At 60.6% G+C, this 23,814-nt stretch carries 23 protein-coding genes and 1 pseudogene; 13 read left to right on the top strand and 11 right to left on the bottom strand.

Features of this window, described 5'->3' with window-relative positions:
• Position 1 precedes the first annotated feature (1 nt).
• The 5 genes from RHIBUN_RS33390 to RHIBUN_RS0112180 all read right to left on the bottom strand — a co-directional run bounded on the left by RHIBUN_RS33390 (position 2) and on the right by RHIBUN_RS0112180 (position 4,262).
• The gene (locus RHIBUN_RS33390; RefSeq protein ID WP_037215785.1) at positions 2 to 520 is read right to left on the bottom strand and encodes a TIGR02281 family clan AA aspartic protease; all 519 of its coding nucleotides are present in this window, start codon (positions 518 to 520) and stop codon (positions 2 to 4) included.
• Between the two features lie 160 nt (positions 521 to 680).
• The gene (upp, locus tag RHIBUN_RS0112195; RefSeq protein WP_018855312.1) at positions 681 to 1,310 is read right to left on the bottom strand and encodes a uracil phosphoribosyltransferase; all 630 of its coding nucleotides are present in this window, start codon (positions 1,308 to 1,310) and stop codon (positions 681 to 683) included.
• 108 nt (positions 1,311 to 1,418) lie between these two features.
• Positions 1,419 to 2,387, bottom strand: coding sequence for an adenosine deaminase (locus RHIBUN_RS0112190; protein ID WP_025659791.1), 969 nt, complete (start codon positions 2,385 to 2,387; stop codon positions 1,419 to 1,421).
• Positions 2,384 to 3,604, bottom strand: a complete 1,221-nt coding sequence (locus tag RHIBUN_RS0112185) for a phosphopentomutase (protein ID WP_025659790.1) — start codon at positions 3,602 to 3,604, stop codon at positions 2,384 to 2,386. Before RHIBUN_RS0112185 ends, RHIBUN_RS0112190 begins: the two co-directional genes overlap by 4 nt.
• Before the next feature lie 244 nt (positions 3,605 to 3,848).
• On the bottom strand, positions 3,849 to 4,262 hold the full coding sequence (locus tag RHIBUN_RS0112180; RefSeq protein WP_025659789.1) for a pilus assembly protein N-terminal domain-containing protein: 414 nt from the start codon (positions 4,260 to 4,262) through the stop codon (positions 3,849 to 3,851).
• 399 nt (positions 4,263 to 4,661) lie between these two features.
• Here RHIBUN_RS0112180 and RHIBUN_RS0112175 point away from each other — a divergent pair, with 399 nt between their 5' ends.
• From RHIBUN_RS0112175 to RHIBUN_RS33385, 10 genes and pseudogenes are all read left to right on the top strand, one after another.
• The gene (locus RHIBUN_RS0112175; RefSeq protein ID WP_025659788.1) at positions 4,662 to 4,859 is read left to right on the top strand and encodes a Flp family type IVb pilin; all 198 of its coding nucleotides are present in this window, start codon (positions 4,662 to 4,664) and stop codon (positions 4,857 to 4,859) included.
• Between the two features lie 87 nt (positions 4,860 to 4,946).
• Complete coding sequence (locus RHIBUN_RS0112170; protein WP_025659787.1) at positions 4,947 to 5,459, top strand: prepilin peptidase; 513 nt, start codon at positions 4,947 to 4,949, stop codon at positions 5,457 to 5,459.
• 106 nt (positions 5,460 to 5,565) lie between these two features.
• Positions 5,566 to 6,381 carry a Flp pilus assembly protein CpaB gene (gene cpaB, locus RHIBUN_RS0112165; RefSeq protein ID WP_025659786.1) on the top strand — a complete coding sequence of 272 codons (816 nt, stop codon included), beginning with the start codon at positions 5,566 to 5,568 and terminating at the stop codon, positions 6,379 to 6,381.
• A gap of 11 nt (positions 6,382 to 6,392) precedes the next feature.
• Complete coding sequence (locus RHIBUN_RS0112160) at positions 6,393 to 7,898, top strand: type II and III secretion system protein family protein (RefSeq protein ID WP_025659785.1); 1,506 nt, start codon at positions 6,393 to 6,395, stop codon at positions 7,896 to 7,898.
• Positions 7,895 to 8,647, top strand: coding sequence for a CpaD family pilus assembly lipoprotein (locus RHIBUN_RS0112155; RefSeq protein WP_025659784.1), 753 nt, complete (start codon positions 7,895 to 7,897; stop codon positions 8,645 to 8,647). The genes RHIBUN_RS0112160 and RHIBUN_RS0112155 overlap by 4 nt, the downstream gene beginning before the upstream one ends.
• 18 nt (positions 8,648 to 8,665) lie before the next feature.
• Positions 8,666 to 9,943 (top strand): CpaE family protein, encoded by a 1,278-nt coding sequence (locus RHIBUN_RS0112150; protein ID WP_025659783.1) that lies wholly within the window; start codon positions 8,666 to 8,668, stop codon positions 9,941 to 9,943.
• Between the two features lie 29 nt (positions 9,944 to 9,972).
• Positions 9,973 to 11,442 carry a CpaF family protein gene (locus RHIBUN_RS0112145; RefSeq protein ID WP_025659782.1) on the top strand — a complete coding sequence of 490 codons (1,470 nt, stop codon included), beginning with the start codon at positions 9,973 to 9,975 and terminating at the stop codon, positions 11,440 to 11,442.
• A 4-nt stretch (positions 11,443 to 11,446) separates the two neighbouring features.
• The gene (locus RHIBUN_RS0112140) at positions 11,447 to 12,454 is read left to right on the top strand and encodes a type II secretion system F family protein (protein ID WP_018855323.1); all 1,008 of its coding nucleotides are present in this window, start codon (positions 11,447 to 11,449) and stop codon (positions 12,452 to 12,454) included.
• A 12-nt stretch (positions 12,455 to 12,466) separates the two neighbouring features.
• Positions 12,467 to 13,450, top strand: a complete 984-nt coding sequence (locus RHIBUN_RS0112135) for a type II secretion system F family protein (RefSeq protein WP_018855324.1) — start codon at positions 12,467 to 12,469, stop codon at positions 13,448 to 13,450.
• Between the two features lie 74 nt (positions 13,451 to 13,524).
• A pseudogene (locus tag RHIBUN_RS33385) lies at positions 13,525 to 14,156 on the top strand (LysE family translocator).
• Positions 14,157 to 14,158: 2 nt separating this feature from the next.
• On the opposite strand, the gene RHIBUN_RS0112125 reads toward RHIBUN_RS33385, so the two are convergent.
• On the bottom strand, positions 14,159 to 14,986 hold the full coding sequence (locus RHIBUN_RS0112125) for a tetratricopeptide repeat protein (RefSeq protein ID WP_025659781.1): 828 nt from the start codon (positions 14,984 to 14,986) through the stop codon (positions 14,159 to 14,161).
• Between the two features lie 143 nt (positions 14,987 to 15,129).
• On the opposite strand from RHIBUN_RS0112125, the gene RHIBUN_RS0112120 reads away from it, so the two are divergent.
• The 3 genes from RHIBUN_RS0112120 (at position 15,130) to RHIBUN_RS0112110 (ending at position 17,852) form a co-directional block, all read left to right on the top strand.
• Entirely contained in the window at positions 15,130 to 16,518 is a 1,389-nt protein-coding gene (locus RHIBUN_RS0112120; protein WP_025659780.1) for a M17 family metallopeptidase, read from the top strand.
• 115 nt (positions 16,519 to 16,633) lie between these two features.
• Entirely contained in the window at positions 16,634 to 16,984 is a 351-nt protein-coding gene (locus tag RHIBUN_RS0112115; protein ID WP_025659779.1) for a MarR family winged helix-turn-helix transcriptional regulator, read from the top strand.
• Between the two features lie 10 nt (positions 16,985 to 16,994).
• Complete coding sequence (locus RHIBUN_RS0112110; RefSeq protein WP_025659778.1) at positions 16,995 to 17,852, top strand: NlpC/P60 family protein; 858 nt, start codon at positions 16,995 to 16,997, stop codon at positions 17,850 to 17,852.
• Here the strand turns inward: RHIBUN_RS0112110 and RHIBUN_RS0112105 are convergent.
• From RHIBUN_RS0112105 to RHIBUN_RS0112085, 5 genes are all read right to left on the bottom strand, one after another.
• Entirely contained in the window at positions 17,845 to 19,236 is a 1,392-nt protein-coding gene (locus RHIBUN_RS0112105) for an amidase (RefSeq protein WP_025659777.1), read from the bottom strand. The genes RHIBUN_RS0112110 and RHIBUN_RS0112105 overlap by 8 nt on opposite strands.
• A 7-nt stretch (positions 19,237 to 19,243) precedes the next feature.
• Entirely contained in the window at positions 19,244 to 20,134 is an 891-nt protein-coding gene (locus RHIBUN_RS0112100) for an ABC transporter permease (RefSeq protein WP_025659776.1), read from the bottom strand.
• 1 nt (position 20,135) lies between these two features.
• The gene (locus RHIBUN_RS0112095; RefSeq protein WP_018855332.1) at positions 20,136 to 21,083 is read right to left on the bottom strand and encodes an ABC transporter permease; all 948 of its coding nucleotides are present in this window, start codon (positions 21,081 to 21,083) and stop codon (positions 20,136 to 20,138) included.
• 47 nt (positions 21,084 to 21,130) lie between these two features.
• Positions 21,131 to 22,660 carry an ABC transporter substrate-binding protein gene (locus tag RHIBUN_RS0112090; RefSeq protein WP_025659775.1) on the bottom strand — a complete coding sequence of 510 codons (1,530 nt, stop codon included), beginning with the start codon at positions 22,658 to 22,660 and terminating at the stop codon, positions 21,131 to 21,133.
• A gap of 66 nt (positions 22,661 to 22,726) precedes the next feature.
• A complete protein-coding gene (locus RHIBUN_RS0112085; RefSeq protein WP_025659774.1) occupies positions 22,727 to 23,752 on the bottom strand; it encodes a P1 family peptidase in 1,026 nt (341 codons plus the stop codon).
• Between the last annotated feature and the right edge of the window lie 62 nt (positions 23,753 to 23,814).

The raw sequence follows: 23,814 nt of genomic DNA, 5'->3' as shown, positions 1-23,814 counted from the left end.
CCTATTGCTTCAAACTGAGCGATCCATCGGCAACGGAATAGGAAGCGAGCTTGCGCAGGAAGCTCATGCCGACGAGCGTGGAGGACAGGGCGCCATCCTTCAGCACAAAGGCCTCCACATCACGCACGCGGATGCCGCCAATCTCCACCCGATCCAATGTCACGTGCGCTGCCTTCGTCTTCCCGTTGGCTGTGTCGACCGAGTAGCGGAAATCAAGCTGGTTGCCCGTATAACCCAGGCGTCGAGCGAAGCTCTCATTCAGAGCGACGTAGGTCGCGCCGGTATCGATCAGGCCCTGCACCTGACGACCATTGATTCTGAAATCGCCGGAATAGTGGCCTTGAGCATCAGCCCGCAGTCGCATTGTGCCGCCACTTGCCGCGGCTCGCCCCTGTTCTGCATTGCCGGTTACGAAATTGGCCGAGGCGACCACTTCGCCGCTGCGTTTTCCCACGAGGGTCGGTATCTGTGTTGCAAGCACCGCAGCCACGCTTGCAAAAATGACGGTACGCACGAGCATCGGGACAGAAATCCTTCCTGTATAAACCCCGCGTCATGCGTGGCCATGCTTACACGTCCTACGCCCTAATCGCTGACAAGTTGCTAATGCCGGTAAAGCAAATGGTCCGGCACGCGTGTCCGGACCTTCGACTGCATCCGAATGGTAAACAGATGACGAATTACTTCGTGCCGTACATGCGATCGCCGGCATCGCCGAGACCAGGCATGATGTAGCCCTTCTCGTTCAGATGGCTATCGATCGAGGCGGTGAAGACGGGCACATCTGGATGCGCCTCGCGGAAATTCTTGATGCCCTCGGGCGCGGCGAGAAGGCAGAGGAAGCGAATGTTATGGGCGCCGCGCTCCTTGAGCTTGTCGATCGCCGCGATCGACGAGTTGCCGGTGGCGAGCATCGGGTCGACGACGATGATCAAGCGTTCGGAGATATCCTCGGGAGCCTTGAAGTAATACTCGACCGGCTGCAGCGTTTCATGGTCACGGTAGACGCCGATATGCGAAACGCGCGCCGACGGCACAAGGTCGAGCATGCCTTCGAGAAGGCCGTTGCCGGCACGGAGGATCGAAGCAAAGACGAGCTTCTTGCCTTCCAGGATCGGCGACTCCATCGTCTGCAGGGGCGTCTCGATGGTCTCCATGGTGAGTTCGAGATCACGGGTCACTTCGTAGCAGAGCAAGGTGGAGATTTCGCGCAGGAGCCGACGGAAACTCCCGGTCGATGTCTCCTTACGCCGCATGATCGTGAGTTTGTGCTGCACAAGCGGGTGATCGATGACCGTTACGCCGTCCATGGCCGAGCCTTCCTATCGTTGTTCTTATCGGATGTTTCTTCCATGGAAATTGCCCTCACCGCAAGAGCGGAGGCAATTTTGCAGCATCGATCCCCAGGGCTAGCCGGATTACATCCGGGCGAAGAGCGCCTGTCGCGTCGGCTCGTCGACGAAAGCTGCCTCAATTCCCGTGCGGGTCATCTCGTTGATCGCAGCATCGCTGAAACCGAAGGCGTCGGCGGCCAATTCGTACTCGCGCTTCAGCGAAGTATGGAAGAAGGGCGGGTCGTCCGAACTGATCGTCACGCGAACACCTGACGCCTTGAGCTTTCGCAACGGATGAGAAGCGAAATCCGGAAAGACGTTTAGTGCAATATTGGAGCCGGGGCATACCTCCAGCACCGTTCCGAGATCGGCGAGCCGCTTGACGAGATCAAGGTCCTCGATCGCCCGGACGCCATGGCCGATCCTGGAAGGCCTGACAACGTCGAGCGCATCGGCGACGCTGAACGCACCGCACACCTCGCCGGCGTGAATAGTGAGGCCGAGGCCTGCATCGCGCGCGATGTCGAAGGCACGCGCATAGTCGGCAACCCGACCCATCCGTTCCTCACCTGCAAGATTGAAGCCAGTGATAAGCGGATTCTTCGCTTTGGCAGCATATTCGGCGGCGCCGATGACGCTCTCCGGGCCGAAATGACGCTCTCCGGTGACAATCAGGCGTGCCTCGATGTCGCTTTTCGCCTTTGCACGACGCACGCCTTCGCACACGCCCTCGATGTAGGCATCCGCTCCAAGCCCGATCCGCTTGCCGTGATCGGGGGAGACGATCAGCTCGCTGTAGATCGTTCCGATCGCGGCAAGCTCATCGAGATAGGTTTCCGTCAGCAGTGCGTAGTCTTCCTCGGTCTTGTAGACCTCCGAGACCTTGTCGTAACACTCCAGAAAGCTCGCGAAATCATGCCAGACATAGGTGCCGTCAGCGAGGTAGGGGCTGATGTCGATGTTATACTTGCGAGCCTGCGCCAAGGTCAGCGTCGGCGGCGCCGCTCCTTCCAGATGGCAGTGCAGCTCGACTTTCTTCAAATGCGACGTCATAGAAAGCTTCTCCCGTGCGCGCCCGCCGGAATGCGCAGATGGCGGGCAATCGTCTCGCCGATATCCGCATAAGTGGTACGAATGCCAATATCGCGAGAACGCAGTCCCGGCCCGTAGGCAATGATCGGCACGCGCTCGCGCGTGTGATCCGTGCCACGCCACGTCGGATCGCAGCCGTGGTCGGCGGTCAGGATGACGAGGTCGCCGGGCTTCAACTTGCCACCCACTTCGGGAAGCCTGCCATCAAAGGCTTCAAGCGCTGCGGCATAGCCGGCGACATCCCGGCGATGGCCGTAGACCATGTCGAAATCGACGAAATTGGTGAAAACCAGTTCGCCATCCTCGGCGGAATCCATCGCCGCAAGGCTGGCGTCCATCAAAGCCTCATTGCCATTGGCCTTGATCACCCGCGAGACGCCCTTATGCGCGAAGATGTCGCCGATCTTGCCGATGGCATGGACCTTGCGCCCTTCCTTGACCAGCCGGTCGAGAAGCGTCGGTTCCGGCGGCGGCACCGAAAAGTCGCGACGGTTTCCGGTGCGCTGAAACTTGGAAGCGGTTTCGCCGACGAATGGTCGTGCGATGACGCGGCCGATATTGTAATGATCGAGCAGCGCCCGGGCGATCGTGCAGAAGGTCATGAGCCGGTCGAGGCCGAAATGCGTCTCATGCGCGGCAACCTGGAAGACAGAGTCGGACGAGGTGTAGCAGATCGGCTTTCCGGTCCGGATATGCTCTTCGCCGTGGCGGGCAATGATGTCGGTACCAGAGGCGTGGCAGTTGCCGAGTATCCCGGGAATGTCGGCCGCCCTGCAGAGCGCCTCGACAAGCTGCGGTGGAAAGGCATCGCCTTCTGTCGGAAAGTAACCCCAGTCAAACGTTACCGGCGTCCCGGCGATTTCCCAATGACCGGACGGAGTGTCCTTGCCACGCGAGACCTCGCTGGCGGAACCGTACATCGCGTACACCTTCTCCGGCACCGGCATTCCGGCCGGAAACCTGCCAGACGCCGCCTTGGCGAGATGGACGAGGCCAAGAGCCGACATATTCGGAAGCTGAAGCGGGCCTGAGCGCAATCCCTCGCGATCGCCCGCACCGGCAGCGCAGAATTCCGCGATATGCCCCAGCGTGTCAGCGCCTTCGTCGCCATAGGCTGCCGCATCCGGCGCGCCGCCGACGCCAAAGGAATCCAGAACAAAAAGAAAGGCTCGCGCCATGCACCACCTAGCGACAGGAAATTGACGTCCCGCGCATCGCGGGCCACTTCTCAAGCCTTATAACGGCCGAGCGGACTTGGCAAACGAGGCTGACGCGTCAGCAATCGCCGCACGCTATCGTGGTGCTCCCGCGGGGTAGAAAGAAATGACTGTGGCTGATCGTGATCGTGCTGCCGTTCGGCAGCAAGTTGGGTGCGTTGAGCCGGATCAGAAGTCTAACGGAATTCGCAGAGATACTCAGCAGCTATTGCTGGCTTGCCGTTGCGGTCTCTGTGCCTTGTTGGCTATGCTGTTCGCAATTCGGAGTACAAGAAAGAACAGAGCGCTCCGTTTGGCGAAAGACGCGAACAGTGTTGGCCTCATCAATCGACACGAGGATGCTTTCATCCAGTATTGCGTTGCCATCCGCATCGAGCAGCACAAGATTGGTCGTTCCGAAACTGCGCCCGGTCAGGACGATCGTCTTGGAATCCGCCACGGTTGCGTCGGCAACCTTGGCGTTTCCGACGATGACCTTGCTCACCGGCCGATCGAGTTTCAAAACGCGGGCTTGATCCATGTAGACCCGCAGAATGTCCTGTTGCGCGAGCGCGGATCCGCCAAGGCCGAGGGCGGTAAAAAAGCTGGCCAGGATGATCCTCTTGCCACTCGGCGACATTTGATTCTCTCTCGGGTTACGGCGATTTTTGCAAAACAGCATGAGAAAAATTGGTGAATGAAGTCTTAAGCCTATTATGGTTTATCGAAGACGCCAGTTATATGCGCCATATTGCGACAGGGGCTTCGAGGGTATTATCCTGTTCACCGCCATTGAATATCGGCACGAGGACATTCACTAGCAGCGAATGCCTTTACTACCCGGCGCGCGGGACTTTTCTATAAAATTCTAAACAATTGCGATAGGGAATACTTACCATCCTTAGGCATCGGCCAGAATTTACCGGACGGTAACCTAACTCTTTAAGTTGATAGAAACAGGGTCACGCTAAATTGATGCAATCCGATCAACGGCAACAGTTGGCGGACTGCTGAACATCAACTGGAGTTAGGAGTTACCATGACCAAGCTTGTTAGCCGTTTTCTCAAGGACGAATCCGGTGCGACCGCAATTGAATATGGCCTGATCGCAGCGCTTATCTCTGTTGCGCTGATCACCGGAGCAACCGCGCTGGGCAGCAAACTGAACAATCTCTTCAACGGCATTTCCGGCAAGATGGGTGACGCCTGCACGACCGGCGGTGTCACCGGTTGCTGATGCCACGTCGCCTTTGAGAAGAGAAGCCGTCCTGATACCTCAGGGCGGCTTTGCATTTTTGTTCGGCCTCATGGGGTAAATCGGATCATGACTGCCAGCGTCATCATTACCATCTTTCCGATGTGCCTAACATTCGCGGCGGTAATGGATACTTTAACCATGACCATCCCGAACCGAATCTCGGCAATTCTATTGGCATCTTTCTTTGCGCTAGCCCCCTTCGTCGGCATGGATTGGCCGACATTTGGCTATCATCTACTCGGCGGCGCTGTCGTCTTCGCTGCCTGCTTTGTTTTCTTCGCGCTGAACATCATGGGCGGGGGAGACGCCAAGCTGCTAACCACCGCCGCCGTTTGGGTCGGTTTCGGAGATCCGCTGGTAGAATTCATCGGCTACGTAGGTGTCACCGGTGGTCTCCTGGCCGCCGTCATCCTCCTGTTGCGAATGCAGAACGACATGATTACGGCGATCGGGTTACGGGTGCCGGATTCGCTCCTCGTCGCTAAGAAGATTCCCTATGGCATCGCGATCGCGATTGGCGGTTTCGTGGCCTTTCCCTCTTCACCGCTCTTTCTTGCGGCACTTGAGGGCCTGAAGTAACGGCAAGTTAATCCTCCGTTAACTTAAGATCGAAGGCTTTCATTAACTATAATTATACCAATTGCAGGCCATTCTTCGGGTATCGCGAATCCCCGAGGAACGATTAATGAAGCCCGCCCGCCTTTTGATACTAGGAGTCGCTGTCGTTGCGGCCGGCCTTGCCGGCGTGCTGGCGATGAGCCTCGCGGGTCGTGGCTCCGTTGTCACCCAGGTCAAATCAGTCGTCGAGAAAGAGCCGACCGTCAAAATACTGGTCTCCGGTGCCAACCTCCCGGTCGGCGCACGATTGGATGATAAAGCCGTTCACTGGATGGCCTGGCCGCAGAGCGGCGTCGTCCAGGGCTTCATTACCGAAACCGACAAGCCAGATGCCCTGAAAGACCTGCAGGGCGCTGTCGTTCGCCTGCCGATTTTCGAGGGCGAGCCCATCCGCGCGGAAAAGATCGCGGATTCGAACAGCCGCATCCTGTCCTCCCTCTTGCCCTCCGGAAAACGTGCCGTCGCAACCGAGATTTCGGTTTCGACAGGTGCCGGCGGGTTCATCCTGCCGAATGACCGCGTCGACGTGATTATGGTCCGCAAGTCGAAGGAAGCCGACAAGTATCTAACCGAGACTGTGCTCAGCAATGTGCGCGTACTCGCGATCGACCAGCAGATCCAGGAAAAGGAAGACGGCTCCAAAGCCGTCGTTGGTACCACGGCAACGCTCGAGCTAACCCCCGACCAGACCAAGGTACTGGCCGTTGCGCAGCAGATGGCCGACCGGCTGTCGCTGGCATTGCGTTCCGTTGCCGACGCCCAGGAACAGGATACCAGCGCTGCTGACTACCTCCTCAGCGGCGATAATGGCAGCGCCATCGTGCAAGTCATCAAATCAGGCTCAATCGTCACAGACAGCAGCAGCGCGCCGAAGGCCGAGTAAAGGAAGTGGGAATGGGCAATTTGAAGCGCTACACAAAGCCCTTGATGGCAGGTTGCTTGTCCTTTGCGATCGCATTCACGGGCGCCGCTCCGGGCGTTCTCGCTCCTGTTCTCGGTGCAAGAGCTGCGTACGCGGTTTCCGATGGGATCGTTAACATCACCCAGGCTGGTCCTGGCGCACACCGCAGCTTGAAGCTCGGTTTGAAGAAGGCGATTGTCGTTGACCTTCCGGTCGATGCACATGACATCCTCGTCTCGGACCCCTCCATGGCCGACGCGGTCACGCGTAGCTCCCGTCGTATCTATCTTTTCGGCAAAACCGTAGGCCAGACGAACATATTCATTTTCGGCGCCGATGGGCAGCAGATCGTCAGTCTCGATATAGCGATCGAACGCGACGTCGCGGGCCTGGAGGCTAATCTCCGGCGCTTCATCCCCGACTCCTGCATCAAAATCGAGATCGTGTCCGACAATATCGTGCTAACCGGCACAGTTCGCACGCCACAGGACGCGGCACAAGCCGCAGACCTCGCGCAAGCCTTCCTGAAAGGTGGCGAAGCAACAACGCGTACGGAAACAGCCAGCGCTTCTGGCGGAGACGGTTCGGTGGCCCTTTTCGCCGAAGGCCGCCAGACCTCACAGGTCGTCAATCTGCTGCAGATCCAGGGCGAAGACCAGGTCACGCTGAAGGTCACCATCGCGGAAGTTCGCAGAGAGGTACTGAAGCAGCTTGGCTTCGACAATCTCGTTTCCAATTCCAAGGGTCTCTCGGTTGCCCAGCTCGGCTCCCCGAACTCCGACAGCGCCGCCGCGATCGTTGGCGGCGGCCTAGCGGCCCTCTTCAAGAGCTCGATCGGAAAATACGATATCTCGACCTATCTCAACGCGCTTGAACAAGCGAAGGTCGTGAAGACGCTGGCCGAGCCGACACTGACGGCGATTTCCGGCCAGGCAGCAACCTTCAATTCCGGCGGCCAGGTGCTGTATTCGACGACGGACAATGACGGCAACGTCACGATCGTTCCTTACAACTACGGCATTAATCTCGCCTTCAAGCCGGTCGTTCTCTCCTCCGGTCGTATTAGCCTGGAAATCAAGACGAACGTATCGGAGCCCGCCCCTTCCGTTTCCGGCTCAACGCCAACCTACCAGCGCCGCTCGGCCGAGACCTCCGTCGAGCTTCCCTCGGGTGGCTCCATCGCGCTTGCTGGGCTGATCCGCGACAACGTATTGCAGACCTCGAACGGAACGCCGGGCGTCAACAAGATCCCTCTGCTTGGCACATTGTTCCGGCAGCGCACTGTCGAGCGTGACGAGACCGAACTTGTCATCATTGCAACGCCCTATCTCGTTCGCCCGGTTGCTCGCGATCAGCTCAGCCGCCCGGACGACAACTTCAGCCCGGAAAACGACGCGGCGACCTTCCTGCTCAATCGCGTCAACAAGGTTTACGGCGGCCGTGAAACGCCCGTCGCCGACGCGCAATTCCATGGCTCCATCGGGTTCATCTACAAATGAGCGCGGCAGGATCAGCAATGGCACAACACAGAGATCAGCCGATGGCCCACATGCAGAACACCCCACATGATTCCCGCCGTTCGAAATCGCTGCTGACATTTATCGCGGTGGCTGCCGCCCTGCTTTCCGGCTGCGCCTCCCATGACCAACTGACGACCGGTGGCATTCCCGACGACTATCGCCAGCGACACCCGATCGTGGTTGCCGAAGCCGAGCAATCGGTCGATATCCCGGTCGCGTCGACGGACCGCCGCCTCACCATCGCCCAGCGCGACATGATCCGCGGCTTCGCGCAGAATTACACGTCGCGGGCAACCGGGCCGGTCTATCTGCTGACGCCCGAGGGATCGCCGAATGCGGCGGCAGCACGGCAGCTGCGGGGTCAGGTACGCGCTGAGCTTTCCGCCCGCGGCATCGCAAGTTCCAAGATCGTCAACAGTTCCTACGGAGCGGCCGGCGCGGGTGACGCAGCGCCCATTCGCCTGACTTTCGTCGGCACGACAGCAATGACGTCGCAGTGCGGTCAATGGCCGAGAGACATCATCAACGATTTCACCAACCAGAATTATTACAATTTCGGTTGTGCAACGCAGAACAACCTGGCTGCACAAGTGGCAAACCCGGAAGACCTGATCGCGCCTCGCGGCATGACCCCGATTGATGCGGCCCGTCGCAACGCTGCGATCAAAGAGTATCGCGAAACGACAAGCACGATTGAAGACGTCACCAGCAGCTCCAACAGCTTCTGATCAGTTTAGGACCGAACGATGAGTACAGTCGAATACGAGATCAAGAATACGACGGAGCTGCGCAACGCAGAAGACGCCGTTCGTATGGCCGAGCTCGAGAACATGCGGCCCTTGCCCCGCATATCGGTCCACGCCTTCTGCGAAAGCGAAGAACTGCAGCGTGTCATGGAGCGTTGCAGCCATGACCGCCGCATGTCGAAGGTCAGCCTGCGCATCACCAGCGGCGGCATTGCGGCGGCCGCGAACATGTTCGCCACGGCGCCAACGCCCAATCTGATCATTCTCGAAACCAGGACGGTATCTGCAAGTGTGCTGAACGAGCTGGCGCCGCTTGCCGCCGTCTGCGACCCGTCCACCAAGGTCATCATTGTCGGCTATCACAACGACATCGCGCTCTATCGCGAACTCGTGCGCAACGGCATTTCCGAGTATATGGTCCAGCCGGTCGCCATGCCCGATATCATGATGGCGATGGCGACGATCTTTGTCGACCCTGATGCCGAGCCGCTCGGCCGCAGCATCGCCTTCATCGGCGCCAAGGGCGGCGTCGGTTCCTCAACGATCGCCCATAATTGCGCCTTCGGCATCTCCAATCTGTTTTCGACCGAAACGATCCTGGCCGACCTCGACCTGCCCTACGGCACGGCCAATATCGATTTCGACCAGGACCCGACGCAGGGCATCGCGGAAGCGGTCTATGCGCCGGAACGCCTGGACGAGGTGTTTCTCGATCGCCTGCTGACGAAGTGCTCCGAGCATCTGTCGCTGCTTGCGGCCCCCTCCCTCCTCGACCGCGCCTATGATTTCGAAGGACAGGCGTTCCAGCCCGTGCTTGAGGTCCTGCAGCGCAACGCCCCCATCACCGTGCTCGACGTACCGCATGCCTGGTCGGAATGGACACGCTCGGTGCTGGCCAGCGTGGACGAGGTCGTCATCTGCGCCTCTCCCGATCTTGCCAACCTGCGCAACACCAAGAACATGATGGATGCGCTGCGCAAGATGCGGCCCAACGACAAGATGCCGCATTTGATCCTCAATCAGGTCGGGATGCCGAAGCGGCCGGAGATCAGTCCGGCCGATTTCTGCGGTCCGCTGGAAACCGATCCGATCGCAATCATCCCCTTCGATGCCAACCTCTTCGGCAACGCGGCCAACAGTGGCCGGATGATTTCGGAGATGGATGCAAAGTCACCGACGGCGGAAACATTCTCGCAGATATCGCACATCGTGACCGGGCGGATTGCCATCAAGAAAGCACGCAAGGGCGGATTGCTCGGCCTGCTGAAGCGCAAATGACGCCCGCCAAGATCGGATTGGAATAAGGCATGTTCGGAAAACGCGGAAACGAGGGTTTTGGCAAGGCGGGCGGCACCATCGCGCCGCCTCCGCCGGTTCCACAGCCCTCCCCGTCTGCCCCTGCGATTCTGGTCGAGCCGCAGCGCGAGCCCCCGCGCCAGCAGGTTCCGCCGCCGCCGATGCAGACGCCGCAGCGCAAGCGCCCGACCCGCACGGATGAATATTACGACACGAAAGCGCAGGTCTTCTCGGCGCTGATCGATACGATCGATCTGTCGCAGCTTGCCAAGCTCGACGGAGAAAGCGCGCGCGAAGAAATCCGCGACATCGTCAACGACATCATCACGATCAAGAACTTCGCGATGTCGATTTCCGAGCAGGAAGAACTGCTCGAAGACATCTGCAACGACGTTCTCGGTTACGGTCCGCTCGAGCCGCTGCTCGCTCGCGACGATATCGCCGACATCATGGTCAACGGCGCCGGCCAGACCTTCATCGAAGTCGGCGGCAAGACCATCGAATCCGAAATCCGCTTCCGCGACAATTCGCAGCTGCTGTCGATCTGCCAGCGCATCGTTAGCCAGGTCGGCCGCCGTGTTGATGAATCAAGTCCGATCTGCGACGCCCGTCTGCCCGACGGCTCGCGTGTCAACGTCATTGCGCCTCCGCTCGCGATCGACGGGCCGGCACTCACCATCCGCAAGTTCAAGAAGGACAAGCTGAACCTCGAACAGCTCGTTCGCTTCGGCGCCATCACGCCTGAGGGAGCGACGCTTCTCCAGATCATCGGCCGCGTCCGCTGCAACGTCGTCATTTCGGGCGGTACCGGTTCGGGCAAGACGACGCTGCTCAACTGCCTCACCCGCTACATCGACGTGGACGAGCGCGTCATCACCTGCGAAGACACGGCAGAACTGCAGCTGCAGCAGCCGCACGTGGTACGCCTCGAAACCCGGCCACCGAACATCGAAGGTGAAGGCGAGATCACCATGCGCGATCTCGTCAAGAACTGCCTGCGTATGCGTCCGGAGCGGATCATCGTCGGCGAAGTGCGCGGACCGGAGGTTTTTGACCTGTTGCAGGCAATGAACACCGGTCACGACGGCTCGATGGGCACGATCCACTCGAACTCGCCGCGCGAATGCCTCAGCCGTATCGAGTCGATGATCGCAATGGGCGGTTTCACTTTGCCGGCAAAGACCGTACGCGAGATCATCTCCGGTTCGATCGATATTATCGTCCAGGCGGCCCGCCTGCGAGACGGCTCTCGTCGCATCACGCAGATTACCGAGGTGATCGGGATGGAAGGCGACGTCATCATCACCCAGGACCTGATGCGCTACGAAATCGACGGCGAGGATGCGTCGGGTAAGCTGATCGGCAGGCACAAGTCGACCGGTATCGGTAAGCCGCATTTCTGGGATCGCGCACGCTACTTCAACGAAGAAAAGCGCCTTGCCGCGGCACTCGACGAAATGGAAGCGAAATCCAAGGATTAGTGAGATGTTCGGGTTCGATCCTGTTGTGTTGGCCATTGTCGCGCTTGCCGCCATTGCGGCTGGCGCCGTTTGCTATGGCCTTCTCTTCACGCGGATGGAAACCGAAAAGAAGTCGGCCAATCGCGTCAACCGCGTCGCTTCGGCGGAGGCTGACAAGGCCGGCGTCAAGGCAGCCCGCGACCGCGTCCAGGAAATGTCGAAGCGCCGGAAATCGGTGCAGGACAACCTGAAGGACCTTGAGAAGCGCCAGCAGGAAAACACCAAGAGGAAGCTGTCGCTGAAGTCGCGGCTGACCCAGGCCGGCCTCAAGACCACGCCGGGACGGTTTTACATGTTCAGCGCCATTGTTGGCCTTGTCTTGATGTTCGTTGCCTTCCTTGCCGATGCGCCTGTCATGGTCGTGCTCGGTCTGCCCATCATTGCGGGACTTGGCATGCCGCGCTGGGTACTGGGCTTCCTGATCAAGCGGCGCCAGAACAAGTTTCTCGATGAGTTTCCCAACGCTCTCGACGTCATCGTACGCTCGATCAAATCAGGCCTGCCCTTGAACGATGCCATCCGGCTCATCGCCAATGAGGGCAAGGATCCCGTGAAGAGCGAATTTCGCCGCGTCGTCGAATCACAGCAGGTAGGCCTCAGCGTACCGGATGCCTGTGCACGTATGAGCAATTTCATGCCTCTGCAGGAGGTCAGCTTCTTTGCAATCGTTATCGCGATCCAGTCGCAGGCAGGCGGCAACCTTTCTGAAGCCATCGGCAACCTCGCAAAGGTCCTGCGCGACAGAAAGAAGATGAAGGCGAAGGTCAAGGCACTGTCGATGGAAGCAAAGGCGTCGGCCGTCATCATTGGCGCGCTGCCGTTCATCGTTGCAACCCTCGTCTATCTGACATCGCCGGAATACATGCTGATCCTCTTCACCGACCCTCGCGGCCACCTGATCATGGGTATATCGGCGGTCTGGATGTCGATTGGCATTTTCGTCATGCGCAACATGGTCAATTTCGACATCTAGTGGAGAACGGGCGTGTCATCTGACCTCGCGACCAAACTGACAGACCCCTCCATGCTGATCGCAGTGTTCGTGGCGATCGCTGTCTTCGCCAGCCTGTATACAATCGCTGTCCCGTTCTTCGAGCGCGGCGACCTCAACAAGCGCATGAAGGCCGTATCGACGGAGCGCGAGCAGATTCGCGCTCGCGAGCGCGCGCGCATGAACACCGATTCCGCCGGGAAAGCTTCCCTTCGCACCCAGAACAACCGCTCAGTGCGACAGATCGTGGAGAAGTTCAACCTTCGCGAGGCACTGGTCGACGAGAACACCATGAACAAGCTCCGGGCAGCCGGGTTTCGTTCCGAAAATGCCTTGAACATGTTCCTTGTCGCGCGTTTCCTGTTGCCGTTCCTGTTCTTCGGCCTTGCAGTTTTCTGGGTCTTTGGTCTCGATCATCTGGCCGACAAGCCAACGACGATGCGCTTCCTGGTGACGCTCGGCATCGCCTATGTGGGCTTCTATGCACCGAACATTTTCATCTCCAATCGCATGTCAAAGCGCCAGCACTCGATCAAGCGTGCCTGGCCCGACGCGCTCGACCTGATGCTAATCTGCGTCGAGTCGGGTATTTCGATCGAGGCCGCCATGCGTCGTGTATCCGAAGAACTCGGCGAGGCCTCGCCGGCGCTGGCGGAAGAGATGATTCTGACGACCGCCGAGCTTTCCTTCCTTCCCGATCGGCGGGTTGCGCTTGAGAACCTCGGCCTGCGCACGCAGATCCCACTGGTGCAGTCCGTCACCCAGGCCCTGATCCAGGCGGATCGCTACGGCACGCCGGTTTCCCAGGCGCTGCGCGTCCTCGCACAGGAAGGCCGCGACGAGCGCATGAACGAGGCAGAGAAGAAGGCTGCGGCACTTCCCCCGAAGCTCACGGTGCCGATGATCCTGTTCTTCCTGCCGGTTCTCGTCGCCGTCATCCTCGGGCCAGCTGGCATCCAGGTCGCGGATCGCTTCTAGTATTTCGACGAGGCTGGCGATCTACACGCATTGGGCATAGGGTCGGGCGTTTTCCGAGTCAGCTGGAGCCCGCGATGTCGTCTGTAAGCATCTTCCTGAGTATCATTGCCGGCTTTCGATAGGGGCGATGAGCCCCGGTCCGAGCTTTGTCCTCGTTTCACGCATTGCAATGTCGCGTTCACGTCTGGACGGGCTTGCGGCAGCACTCGGCATGGGCATTGGCGGCGTTGCCTTCAGCGCGTTAGCGCTGGCGGGGCTGACGGCACTGCTTGCGCAATTCGAGTGGCTTTATCTGGCGCTGAAGGTGGCGGGTGGCGCCTATCTCGTCTACATCGCCCTCAAGATCTGGCGTGGCGCGCGCGAGCCGATCCATATCGGCGACGCGGCAAGCGACCATCGCTCACTCGCCCGCAGCTTCATCACCGCTCTGCTGACACAGCTCAGCAACCCAAAGGCGATCGTCGTCTACGCCAGTATCTTCGCAGCCTTGTTGCCGAAGACGGTTCCGCTTGGACTGATTTTTTCGCTGCCGATCGGCGTGTTTGCCGTCGAAGCCGGCTGGTACACGATCGTCGCGCTCGCATTCTCGGCCAGCCATCCGAGGCGGCTTTACCTCGCTGCGAAGACGTGGATCGATCGCCTGGCAGGGACGGTCATGGCCGGCCTCGGCGTGCAGCTTGTCACCTCGGGGCTAGCCGGCCGCTAACGTCAGTTCGTGGCGGTGGGACCGCTACCGCTATCCTTGGCCGCAAGCTTTTGCCAGGAATTCTGCTGTGACAGCATAGAGCGCAGATAGGCGACATTGGCGTCAGCCTGTTCTTGCGAAAGCTCGCCACGCGCAATCTTTTCAGCTTCCGGGAACCGGCCTTGAAGGCCAATGACGAGCGCCAGATTCTGACGGACCCGACTATCGGCGGTGGGCTGGCCTGCGGCCTGACGCAGATAGGTCTCGGCCGTTCGGAGGTCACCGGTCAGCACATAAGACATACCGAGGTTCGACAGGATCGATGCTTCGTTCGGCTGGGTGTCGAGCGCTTCGCGATAGCGCTGGCGCGCTTCGGCAGAGCGGCCGAGCTGATCGAGGATCGCGCCCTCCGCCGATGTGAGCTTCCAGTCTGGACGATCCGGCGTCTGAGCGCGACCGATCGTATCAAGCGCCTGCTGTAGTTGACCGGCGGCAGCCTGGGCCTTTCCGTAGGCCGCGAGCACGGTTCGATCAGTCGGGTTGGCAATGGCAACCTGCTGCATGACGGCCAGCGCCTGGGCGTCGCGGCCCTGCATGCGCAAGAGGTTGGCATAGTTCACGCCGTTGACGGCATCGCGCGGGTTCTTTTCGTAGGCCTGTCCGACACGCTCGGACGAGCTGCGCAACTCGGCTTCGTTCATCGCTTCGACCGGCTTGGCGAGGGTCGGCACAGATCCCGTCGTCATCCGATCCTTGGTTGTCGTGCAGCCGGCGAGTGCCAGCGCGACGAGCGCGGTCGCAGCGCCCTGAAAAACTCGGGTTTTGAGCGAAGTATTGGCCGAAGCAGGCATCATGTGTCCCTGAGATCCGAATCGGCGTCTGACCTCAAAGCGGAACAGGGAAAGGCTTTGACGCAATCTTCACTCCAGCAATAGTCTGTTAACCCTAACATACCGTTAAGACGCGATTCCCGGACTTGCCCCGAAGGAAACACATGGCACCCTATCAGTTCATCGAGAGACCGACCCCGTTCAACACCAAGGGTGGCTCGACCCTGCCGATCTTTGCCGTTACACCGGCACATATTGAAACCGGCACGATCGACCCGATCGCGCTCGATTGGGCCAAGAAGGCGGGATACAAGGCCGAAAGCGGCTCACTGCTGCTCATTCCAACAGCGGACGGTCATCTCGGGGGCGCGTTGTTTGGGCTCGGCACCAATCCGTCCGAGCAACCTTACATTACCGGTAAGCTTGCGCGCACGCTGCCGGCCGGCGACTGGCACATCGAAACAGCACCGCTAACGGCCAACCGTCTCTCGCTTGGCTTCGGCCTCGGCAGCTATCGCTTCGATCGGTACAAGTCGGAAAAGGCGTCCGCTCCAACGCTGATGATCCCGCGCGATGCTGACGGAGCGGATATCAAGCGACAGCTTGCCGGCGTCTTCCTGGCGCGCGACCTGATCAACACGCCGACTAACGACATGGGACCGAACGAACTGGAAGCCGCCTTCCGCGGGCTTGCCGCCCATTACAAGGCGGAAATCAATGTCGTCAGCGGTGACGATCTGCGGCAGAACTTCCCTCTGGTCCATACGGTCGGCCGCGCGAGCGCCGATGCGCCGCGCCTGCTCGAAATGCGCTGGGGCAAGAAGGGTCACCGCAAGATCACGCTCGTCGGCAAGGGTGTCTGCTTCGACACCGGCGGTCTCGACATCAAGCCGGCCTCTTCGATGCTGCTGATGAAGAAAGACATGGGCGGCGCGGCAAATGTCATGGGGCTGGCGCTGATGATCATGGACGCCAAGCTCAAGGTCGATCTCAGGGTTATCATTCCCGTCGTCGAAAACTCGATCTCCTCCAACGCCTTCCGCCCGGGTGACATCTACCGGAGCCGTAAGGGACTGACGGTGCAGATCGACAATACCGATGCCGAGGGCCGGTTGATCCTCGCGGATGCGCTTGCCTACGCTGATGAGGAAGCGCCCGACCTCCTGATCGACATGGCGACGCTGACGGGTGCGGCGCGCGTGGCTCTCGGCCCTGACCTGCCGCCCTTCTTTACCGATGATGCCGAACTCGCCCAGGACCTGACCGAAGCAAGCCTTGAGACGGACGATCCCCTGTGGCGACTACCGCTCTATGCCGGCTATGAAAAGGATATCCGCACCAAATTTGCCGACATCACCAACGCGCCGGCGGGCGGCATGGCCGGTGCAATCACCGCCGCCCTGTTCCTCAAGCGCTTCGTTTCCAGCGCCACGAGCTGGGCGCATTTCGATATCTACGGCTGGGCGCCATCAGAACGACCCCACTCCCCCGGCGGCGGCGAGGCGCAGGCCATTCGTGCGCTCTATCACCACATCCGGCAAAGTGTGCGTTAACGCGATCGTTAAAATTTTATTCACCCTTTGGGGCGGCAGATTTGCCGCCCCATTGCGTTGCGCGACCACGTGCCGGAAAATGGAACGCGGGGCGTAACGAGTTTCCGGAGGAGCCATGCCGATCGTACTGACGGCTTCGCAGGCATTGGGCCTGTGGCATGGTGTGACGCTCGATCAGGTCAGACTCGATGATCGCGATTTGACGTTGCGCCAGATGGCGATCCTGCTGCATATCTATCTCGTGCCGCCGCCGCATACCGTGCGCGGCCTAGCTGCGACGCTCAACGTGACCAAGCCTGTCATCACCCGGGCATTGGATACGATGGGGGAAATGGGTCTGGTCGACCGTGTGCGCGACGAACGCGACCGCCGAAATGTCGTGATAAAGCGTACCGTCGGAGGGGCGCTCTATCTGGAAAAGCTTGGCGATCTCGTGCGCGACCAAGGTCGCCGCCTGACGCCGTGAAAGGGATACAATGACGATGCTTGATCGCCGCTTGCATGCCTACCGACCGGATCTCGCCGAGGCGGGGCTGGAAGGACGTGTGGAAGCCCTACGCTTCGTTGACGGCACACCGGCCCGGGTAGCCGTGCCGGTCATCGGTTTGCGGCCAGTGCCCGATCTCGCCAAGGGAATCGATACGGAACTGCTCCTCGGAGAGGAGGTCACCGTCTACGATCGCGCCGACGGATGGTGCTGGGTCAAGGCCAGCGGCGACAACTATGTCGGCTATCTGCCGGAGACCGCCCTTTCGGACGTGCTTGTTGCGCCGACACATGTCGTCACGGTCCAGCGGACTTTCCTCTATCAAGAGGCGGAGCTGCGCAAACCGTACCAATCCATCCTATCCATGGGCAGCCGGGTCCGGATTGTCGGTGAGGCAGAAACACGCGGCAACCACTATGTGATGCTGGAAGACGGCACGGCGATCTTCGCAAAGCACGTGCGGCCGATCGGCGAAGCTCAAGGTGGCGACTATGTCGACGTCGCAAGCCGGTTTCTTGAGACCCCCTACCTCTGGGGGGGTCGCTCCGGACTTGGCATCGACTGTTCGGGCCTCGTTCAGCTCTCGATGCTGATGACGGGACGAAGCGTGCCGCGCGACACCGACATGCAGGCGGCGGGCCTTGGCGAGCCGATCGACCGGGCCGACCTGCGCCGCGGCGATCTGGTCTTCTGGAAGGGGCACGTTGCCATCCTGGAAGATCCGGAAACGATCATCCACGCCAACGGCCATACAATGACCGTGGCTCGCGAAAACCTCCAGGATGCCATCAAACGCATCGGCTGGCTCTACGAGCAACCGACAGGCCATCGCCGCCCGGTCATCTGACCGGCGGCTTCGGCCATGACCTGATCCCGCCCGTCCACGTTTCGAAAGCCTTCGACAGCTTCAAGACAAACATGTCATCGAAGCGGGGGCCGACGATCTGCAGCCCGATCGGCATCCCTGATCGCGAAAAGCCGCAATTGATCGAGGCGGCGGGCTGCTCGGACAAGTTCCACGGCACCGTGAAGCAGATGTGCTCGAAGGGACGCGCGGGATCGTTCGTCGGCGAAGCCCATTCGGCCGGATAGGAGACGATAGGGTTGGTTGGCGAAATCACGGCGTCGACCTTCGTGAACAGTCTACCGCAACTCCTGCGCATCTCGATCGTCTGATTGAAGCCCCTGACGGCGTCCACGCCGCTGACGGAAGCGCCGCCCTCGGCCCAGGCGTAAATGTAGGGGAGGATGCTGTTTCTGCGCTCACGGCTTAGCTTCTCGATTTCGCCCCAGAAGCGCGCACGCCAGAAGCTATCCAACCCGTCCAGCATCTCCCGCGTCAGAACAGGCTGAACAGGGATGACAATCGCGCCGGCCTCCTCAAAACGTCGGCCGGCAGCCTCAACGGCCGCCCGCACCTCGTCCTCGACCGCGAGGCCACAGCCGGCATCAAGCATCAGCCCAATCTTCAATCCGCGAACATCGATCTCAAGATCCATCCAATCGAGATCCGCTGGAGGCAGGCTGGTGCCATCGCGCCAGTCCGGACGCGAGAGCGTCGCCATCGCGTGGGCCGCGTCTTCGACGGTACGTGTCATCGGTCCGGCGCAACGGCCGACATAGAACGGATCGATCGGGATGCGACCGTGGCTCGGCTTGAAGCCGAAGATCCCTGTCCAGCCTGCCGGCAAGCGCACCGAACCACCGATGTCGGTACCGATGTGCAGGGGCCCATAGCCCGCAGCGTCCGCAGCGGACGCCCCGGCGCTCGATCCTCCGGGATTCTGCGTGGTATCCCAAGGATTGCGGCTTAGGGGGTGGAAGCTGGAAAGACCCGAGGAAAGCATCCCGTAATCGGGGCAGGTCGTCTTCGCAAAGAGCACCGCGCCGTCCTCGCGCAACCTGGCCGCGGCCGGCGCATCCTCGGTCGCAGGCTGCAGTTCGACCGCCTTGGTCCCGAGCGGCACCGGCTGTCCCTTGGTAGCGATCAGTTCCTTCAGCGTCGCCGGGATGCCATCGAGGAGCCCAAGCGTTGCTCCCCTCATCCATCGGTCGCTTGACGCTTGCGCCTGCTTGCGCGCCGCCTCCGGGTCATAGGCGTAGAGCGCGCAGATGGCAGGCTCCCACGCTTCAATGTGTCGTTCCAGCGCCAGCCAATATTCAAGCGGAGACAGGCTTCGATCGGCGAAGCGCCGCCTCAATTCGCGGATCGTCAAGTCGGTTTCGGACATGGCACTCTCATCCGGACCTGTGGTTTCGAACACTGACGGCACTCGTCTCGCGCGGGTCGAGCATGTCGCGCAGCCCATCGCCAAGCATGTTGAAGCCGAAGACGCAGAGTGCGATGGCAAGGCCGGGCAGGATGGCCAGCCATGGCGCGAGCGCCAGGTAGGTTTGCGCGTCGGCCAGCATACGGCCCCAGGTCGGGGCGGGTGGTGCGATCCCGAGGCCAAGGAAGCTGAGCCCGGCCTCCGTCAGCACGGCCAAGCCCAACTGGATCGTCACTTGGACAATGATCTGGCTCATGATGTTCGGGAGTACGTGGCGGACGGAGATCGCGAAGCGGCTGTTTCCGATTGCGCGGGCAGCGAGCACGTAGTCCCGGCTCCAGGCTTGGAGGGCCGTGGCAAGCGTAACGCGGGCAAAGACGGGAATCATGAACGTTGCAATGGCAACGATCGCAGTAAGCCGGCCCGGACCGAGAAAGGCGCCCAGCATCATCACCGAAAGAATCGGCGGCAGCGCGAAAACGACGTCGCAGGCGCGCATCAGCAACGTTTCGAACACGCCCCGCACGGCAGCGGCCGAGATACCGGCGATCGAACCGAGCGTCCCGCCGATCGCCACGGCGGCAACGGCGATGGAAAGGGAATTCCAGCAGCCGACCATCAGCATCGAGAGGACATCTCGGCCGAATTGGTCCGTGCCGAGAACGCCGAATGCGAAAGGGGGCTGCAGCTTGTGAATGATCTGCATCTTCGCTGGCGGCAGCGGCGTCCAGACCAGCGACAGCACCGCGACGGCGACAAGAAGGGTGATGACACCGCCGCCGACGACCAAATTCATTCTCCGGCTAATGTCAAATCGCCGGCGCTTGAGGCCTATTGGATTGGAGGCGATCGGCGCCATGTCAAATGCCTTTCCGCAGGCGCGGGTCGATCGCCAGATAGGAGAGATCGACGATGAAGTTCATGACGATAACGAGCCCAGCAAAGAGCAGGACGACATCCTGCATGACGATGATGTCGCGCTGCGACAGCGCCTGATAGGCAAGGCGACCGAGGCCCGGAAGGTTGAAGACATTCTCGACCAAAACCGCGCCAGCAACCAGGAAGGTGAACTGCAGGCCGAGGATCGTCAGAACGGGAACGAGGGCGTTCGGCACCGAGTGCCGCCACAGGACGCGCCGCTTCGACAATCCCTTGGCAAGGGCTGTCCTCGTGAAATCCTCATGCAGGGTTTCCAGAACGGCAGAACGCGTGACGCGTGTCAGGACCGCCGCTTGCGGTAATGCGAGCGCCACCGCGGGCATAAGTAGCGCTTTGAGGGCTGGCAGGAAGCCGGCGTTCCAACCCGGGAAACCTCCGGCCGGCATCCAGCCGAGCGCCGTCGAAAACAGCATGATCAGCAGTAGAGCCACCCAGAAGCCCGGAACGGCGATGCCCATCTGCGAAAATATCGAAGCGACAGCGTCAGGCAATCCGCCTCGATGCGCCGCCGCAAGGGCACCGAGAGGGATCGCGATGGCGACGGAAAGCATGATCGCCATCAGCGCCAGCGGAAGCGTAACCGCCAGTCTCTCAAGAATCAGGCCGGCAACCGGCACACCGTAGGTGTAGGATTGGCCGAGGTTTCCACGGAATACGCCAGCGAGCCATTCTCCATAGCGCCACAGGAGCGGCTGATCGAGCCCAAGCTCGTGACGCAGGCTTGCGAGCGTTTCCGGTGCGGCTGACGTGCCCAGCATGATGGAGGCCTGATCGCCCGGCAGCAGATCCATCACCGCAAAAATTAGCAGCGAGACGACAGCGAGCGTGACAATCAGACCGACAAGGCGACGAGACAGAAGCGTTATCATTTCACGTCCGGTACGATCCGCCGCCTCACCATATCATCAGCCCGTAATCAGTCTTCCCAGGAGACGTTCGTAAGGACGTTCGAGGGAATGGGTTCATTCTCCCAGAGACCCTTCAGCTTCTTGTCCCAGACGCCCAGCTTGGGCATGACGAAGAGATAGAGCGCCGGCACATCCTCGGCCAGAATCTTCTGGGCGTCGCCGAAGATCTTCGCTTGCGCTACAGGATCCGAGGTCTCCTGCACCTTCTTCATCAGGTCGTTGAACGCGGGATTCTTGTAGTTGAAGTAGTACGGATCACGGGCGTAGATGTCGATGTCGAGCGGTTCGGCGTGCGCTACGATCGTCATTTCGTAGGCGCGGTCCTTCATGACATCCTGCACCCACTTGGCCGGGAATTCCGTCGGTTCGATGTTCATGGTTACGCCGATTTCAGCCAGCATCGCCTGCATGACCTGCGCGCTACGTGGCGCATAAGCCATTTGCGGCGACTTGATCGTGAAGGTGAAACCATCAGGATAGCCGGCTTCGGCAAGCAGCGCCTTCGCCTTTTCGGGATCATAGGGCAGGGCGCCGGTGAGATCGACGTAGCCAGGGTCGTTCGGCGTGTAGTGGCTGCCGATCGCCGTACCTAGCCCCGACCAGGCGCCGTCAATGACCGTCTTCCGGTCGATCGCCATCATCAACGCCTGACGGACGCGTTTGTCGTCGAAAGGCTTCTTCGCGTTGTTCATGCCGGCGACAACCTTCAGCTCGGTATTGCCGATCTTGGTCGTAAGCTTCGCATCGCCGTCAAACGAACTCATTTGCTCAGGCGCCGCGAATTCCGGAATGGCGTCGACATCGCCCGACTTCAAGGCCGCGGCCTGGGCCTGCGGATCGGCGATGAAGCGGAAGGTCACCTTGTCGAGCTTTGCCGTGGCGTCCTTGCTCCAATAGTCGGCGTTCCTTGCGAGCTCGACCTTGTCGCCCTTTGCCCAATTCACGAACTTGAACGGGCCGGTGCCAACGGGCGTCGTCTTATCCCCGGCGGCAGACTTCGGGCCGACCATCACCGAGGCCGGCCAGCCGAGCCAGTAGAGGAGACTGCCTGTTGGAGCCGAGAGATGCAGGACGAGCGTTTCCGGGTCCGGTGTCTCTATGGAAGTGATCGAGGCGAAGAAGCGCTTTTGCGGGTTTACCGAGTCAGCACCGCGCGCGCGATCGAGCGCAAATTTCGCTGCAGCGGAATCGAAAGCCTCGCCATCATGGAATTTGACGCCGCTCTGCAGCTTGAACGTATAGGTTAGACCGTCCGGGGAAACCTCCCAGCTCTTGGCGAGCTGTGGCTGGATCTTCCCGGTCTCGTCAATCGTTACAAGGCCTTCGAAAACGTTCTGCCAGGTGACCTGGCCGATCGCGACAGGGGCTGCGATCGTCGGATCAAGGCCGGTTGGCTCCACCGTCATGCCAAGGGTCAGCGTGGTCTTGGCGGCTTCCGCGGGGGTCTGCCCCAACAGCACGAGGCCAACTGAAACCGCCGCACCGAGATAAATTCGCCGAGCCAACAGCGCCGACGGCGCACGCGAAACCTTCATCAATTTATTCCCCTGTCTGCCCGCCGCCGTGGCGATGACCTTTCTGAGCCAACTTGTCACTCCGTCGATTTAGGCGCCTTGTTTAGACGAACTTGCGCGATCAGGGTAGCGGTCTCGCCAAGCCTGCTGGGCGCCGGCGACTGGCAGTGCGGTGGCCTCAAAGACTCCCCGCGCAATGGCGCGTGCCATGACCATCGTGGCGAGATGGCAGAGTTCGAAAAAGGCGGGCAAATCCGGTCGGGGCCTCCTGCCCGTCGAGGCAGCAAAGACAGTGTCGCCGTCGAAAGGCAGGTGCGCCGGCAGCAGGGCGCGGGCGAAACCGTCATGGGCCATGATCGCGAGACGGTGCGCCTCCTGCTTGGTCAATTCGGCGTCGGTAACGATGGCGCCAATCGTTGTCGCTATCGTGTTCATGCCCTTTAGCCGCATGCGGATGTCGGCTTGTGAGATCGGCGCGGGCAAGCCGAGGCCGCCAAACTCCCGGCCCTGCTCGAACGGCGCCGACCAGAAATGCGGCCCCTCGCCCACTGTCGCCGAGCCAAGCGCATTGACGGCGACGATCGCTCCAATCCGCAGGCCGGTTCTGGTCTCGCCACTTGCCGAACCGAGCCCACCTTTGACGGTCGCGGTTGTGGCACCGGCTCCCGCACCGACGGAACCGAGGGTAAACGGCCCTTTCGCCGATGTCTTGAAGGCTTGATAGCCCATGTCGCGATAGGGCGACTGCAGCCCCCAATCCTTGTCGCCGCCGTTCAGCAGGTCCATCAGGATCGCCTGCGGAACGATCGGCACCTTCACGTCGCCGACGGGAAAACCTCGCCCGGCTTCCCGAAGTCCCGCCTGAACGCCGCCAGCCGCGTCAAGGCCGAAGGCCGAGCCACCTGACAGCACGAAGGCATCGACTGCGCCGACCGTCATCGACGGATCGAGAAGCGCCGTGTCACGACCGCCGGGCGCGCCTCCGAGAACCACAGCGGAGGCCGTTGCCGGTTCGTCGAAGACGATCGCGGTCACACCTGAGCCGAGCCTCAGATCCGTCGCATTTCCGACCGAGACGCCATCAATGTCGGTAATCAGATTGAGCAAGCGCGCCACCCTTGTTGAGCAAGAGCGCGATAGGACCGCAATGGCGGTCAAAACACAAGACCGGCCTCACC

This window comes from Rhizobium sp. IBUN (assembly GCF_000510625.1).
Taxonomy (GTDB): domain Bacteria; phylum Pseudomonadota; class Alphaproteobacteria; order Rhizobiales; family Rhizobiaceae; genus Rhizobium; species Rhizobium altiplani.
Note: the sequence above shows the minus strand (reverse complement) of the source record. Positions and strands in the feature narration are given on the sequence as shown.

Coding starts and splice junctions, on each gene's coding strand:
- RHIBUN_RS0112160 (WP_025659785.1), top strand. CDS start 6,393: ATGGGCAATTTGAAGCGCTACACAAAGCCCTTGATGGCAGGTTGCTTG.
- RHIBUN_RS0112105 (WP_025659777.1), bottom strand. CDS start 19,236: ATGTCCGAAACCGACTTGACGATCCGCGAATTGAGGCGGCGCTTCGCC.
- RHIBUN_RS33390 (WP_037215785.1), bottom strand. CDS start 520: ATGCTCGTGCGTACCGTCATTTTTGCAAGCGTGGCTGCGGTGCTTGCA.
- RHIBUN_RS0112110 (WP_025659778.1), top strand. CDS start 16,995: ATGACGATGCTTGATCGCCGCTTGCATGCCTACCGACCGGATCTCGCC.
- RHIBUN_RS0112125 (WP_025659781.1), bottom strand. CDS start 14,986: ATGCCTGCTTCGGCCAATACTTCGCTCAAAACCCGAGTTTTTCAGGGC.
- RHIBUN_RS0112120 (WP_025659780.1), top strand. CDS start 15,130: ATGGCACCCTATCAGTTCATCGAGAGACCGACCCCGTTCAACACCAAG.
- RHIBUN_RS0112140 (WP_018855323.1), top strand. CDS start 11,447: ATGTTCGGGTTCGATCCTGTTGTGTTGGCCATTGTCGCGCTTGCCGCC.
- RHIBUN_RS0112185 (WP_025659790.1), bottom strand. CDS start 3,604: ATGGCGCGAGCCTTTCTTTTTGTTCTGGATTCCTTTGGCGTCGGCGGC.
- RHIBUN_RS0112180 (WP_025659789.1), bottom strand. CDS start 4,262: ATGTCGCCGAGTGGCAAGAGGATCATCCTGGCCAGCTTTTTTACCGCC.
- cpaB (WP_025659786.1), top strand. CDS start 5,566: ATGAAGCCCGCCCGCCTTTTGATACTAGGAGTCGCTGTCGTTGCGGCC.
- RHIBUN_RS0112190 (WP_025659791.1), bottom strand. CDS start 2,387: ATGACGTCGCATTTGAAGAAAGTCGAGCTGCACTGCCATCTGGAAGGA.
- RHIBUN_RS0112145 (WP_025659782.1), top strand. CDS start 9,973: ATGTTCGGAAAACGCGGAAACGAGGGTTTTGGCAAGGCGGGCGGCACC.
- upp (WP_018855312.1), bottom strand. CDS start 1,310: ATGGACGGCGTAACGGTCATCGATCACCCGCTTGTGCAGCACAAACTC.
- RHIBUN_RS0112155 (WP_025659784.1), top strand. CDS start 7,895: ATGAGCGCGGCAGGATCAGCAATGGCACAACACAGAGATCAGCCGATG.
- RHIBUN_RS0112175 (WP_025659788.1), top strand. CDS start 4,662: ATGACCAAGCTTGTTAGCCGTTTTCTCAAGGACGAATCCGGTGCGACC.
- RHIBUN_RS0112095 (WP_018855332.1), bottom strand. CDS start 21,083: ATGATAACGCTTCTGTCTCGTCGCCTTGTCGGTCTGATTGTCACGCTC.
- RHIBUN_RS0112100 (WP_025659776.1), bottom strand. CDS start 20,134: ATGGCGCCGATCGCCTCCAATCCAATAGGCCTCAAGCGCCGGCGATTT.
- RHIBUN_RS0112150 (WP_025659783.1), top strand. CDS start 8,666: ATGAGTACAGTCGAATACGAGATCAAGAATACGACGGAGCTGCGCAAC.
- RHIBUN_RS0112115 (WP_025659779.1), top strand. CDS start 16,634: ATGCCGATCGTACTGACGGCTTCGCAGGCATTGGGCCTGTGGCATGGT.
- RHIBUN_RS0112170 (WP_025659787.1), top strand. CDS start 4,947: ATGACTGCCAGCGTCATCATTACCATCTTTCCGATGTGCCTAACATTC.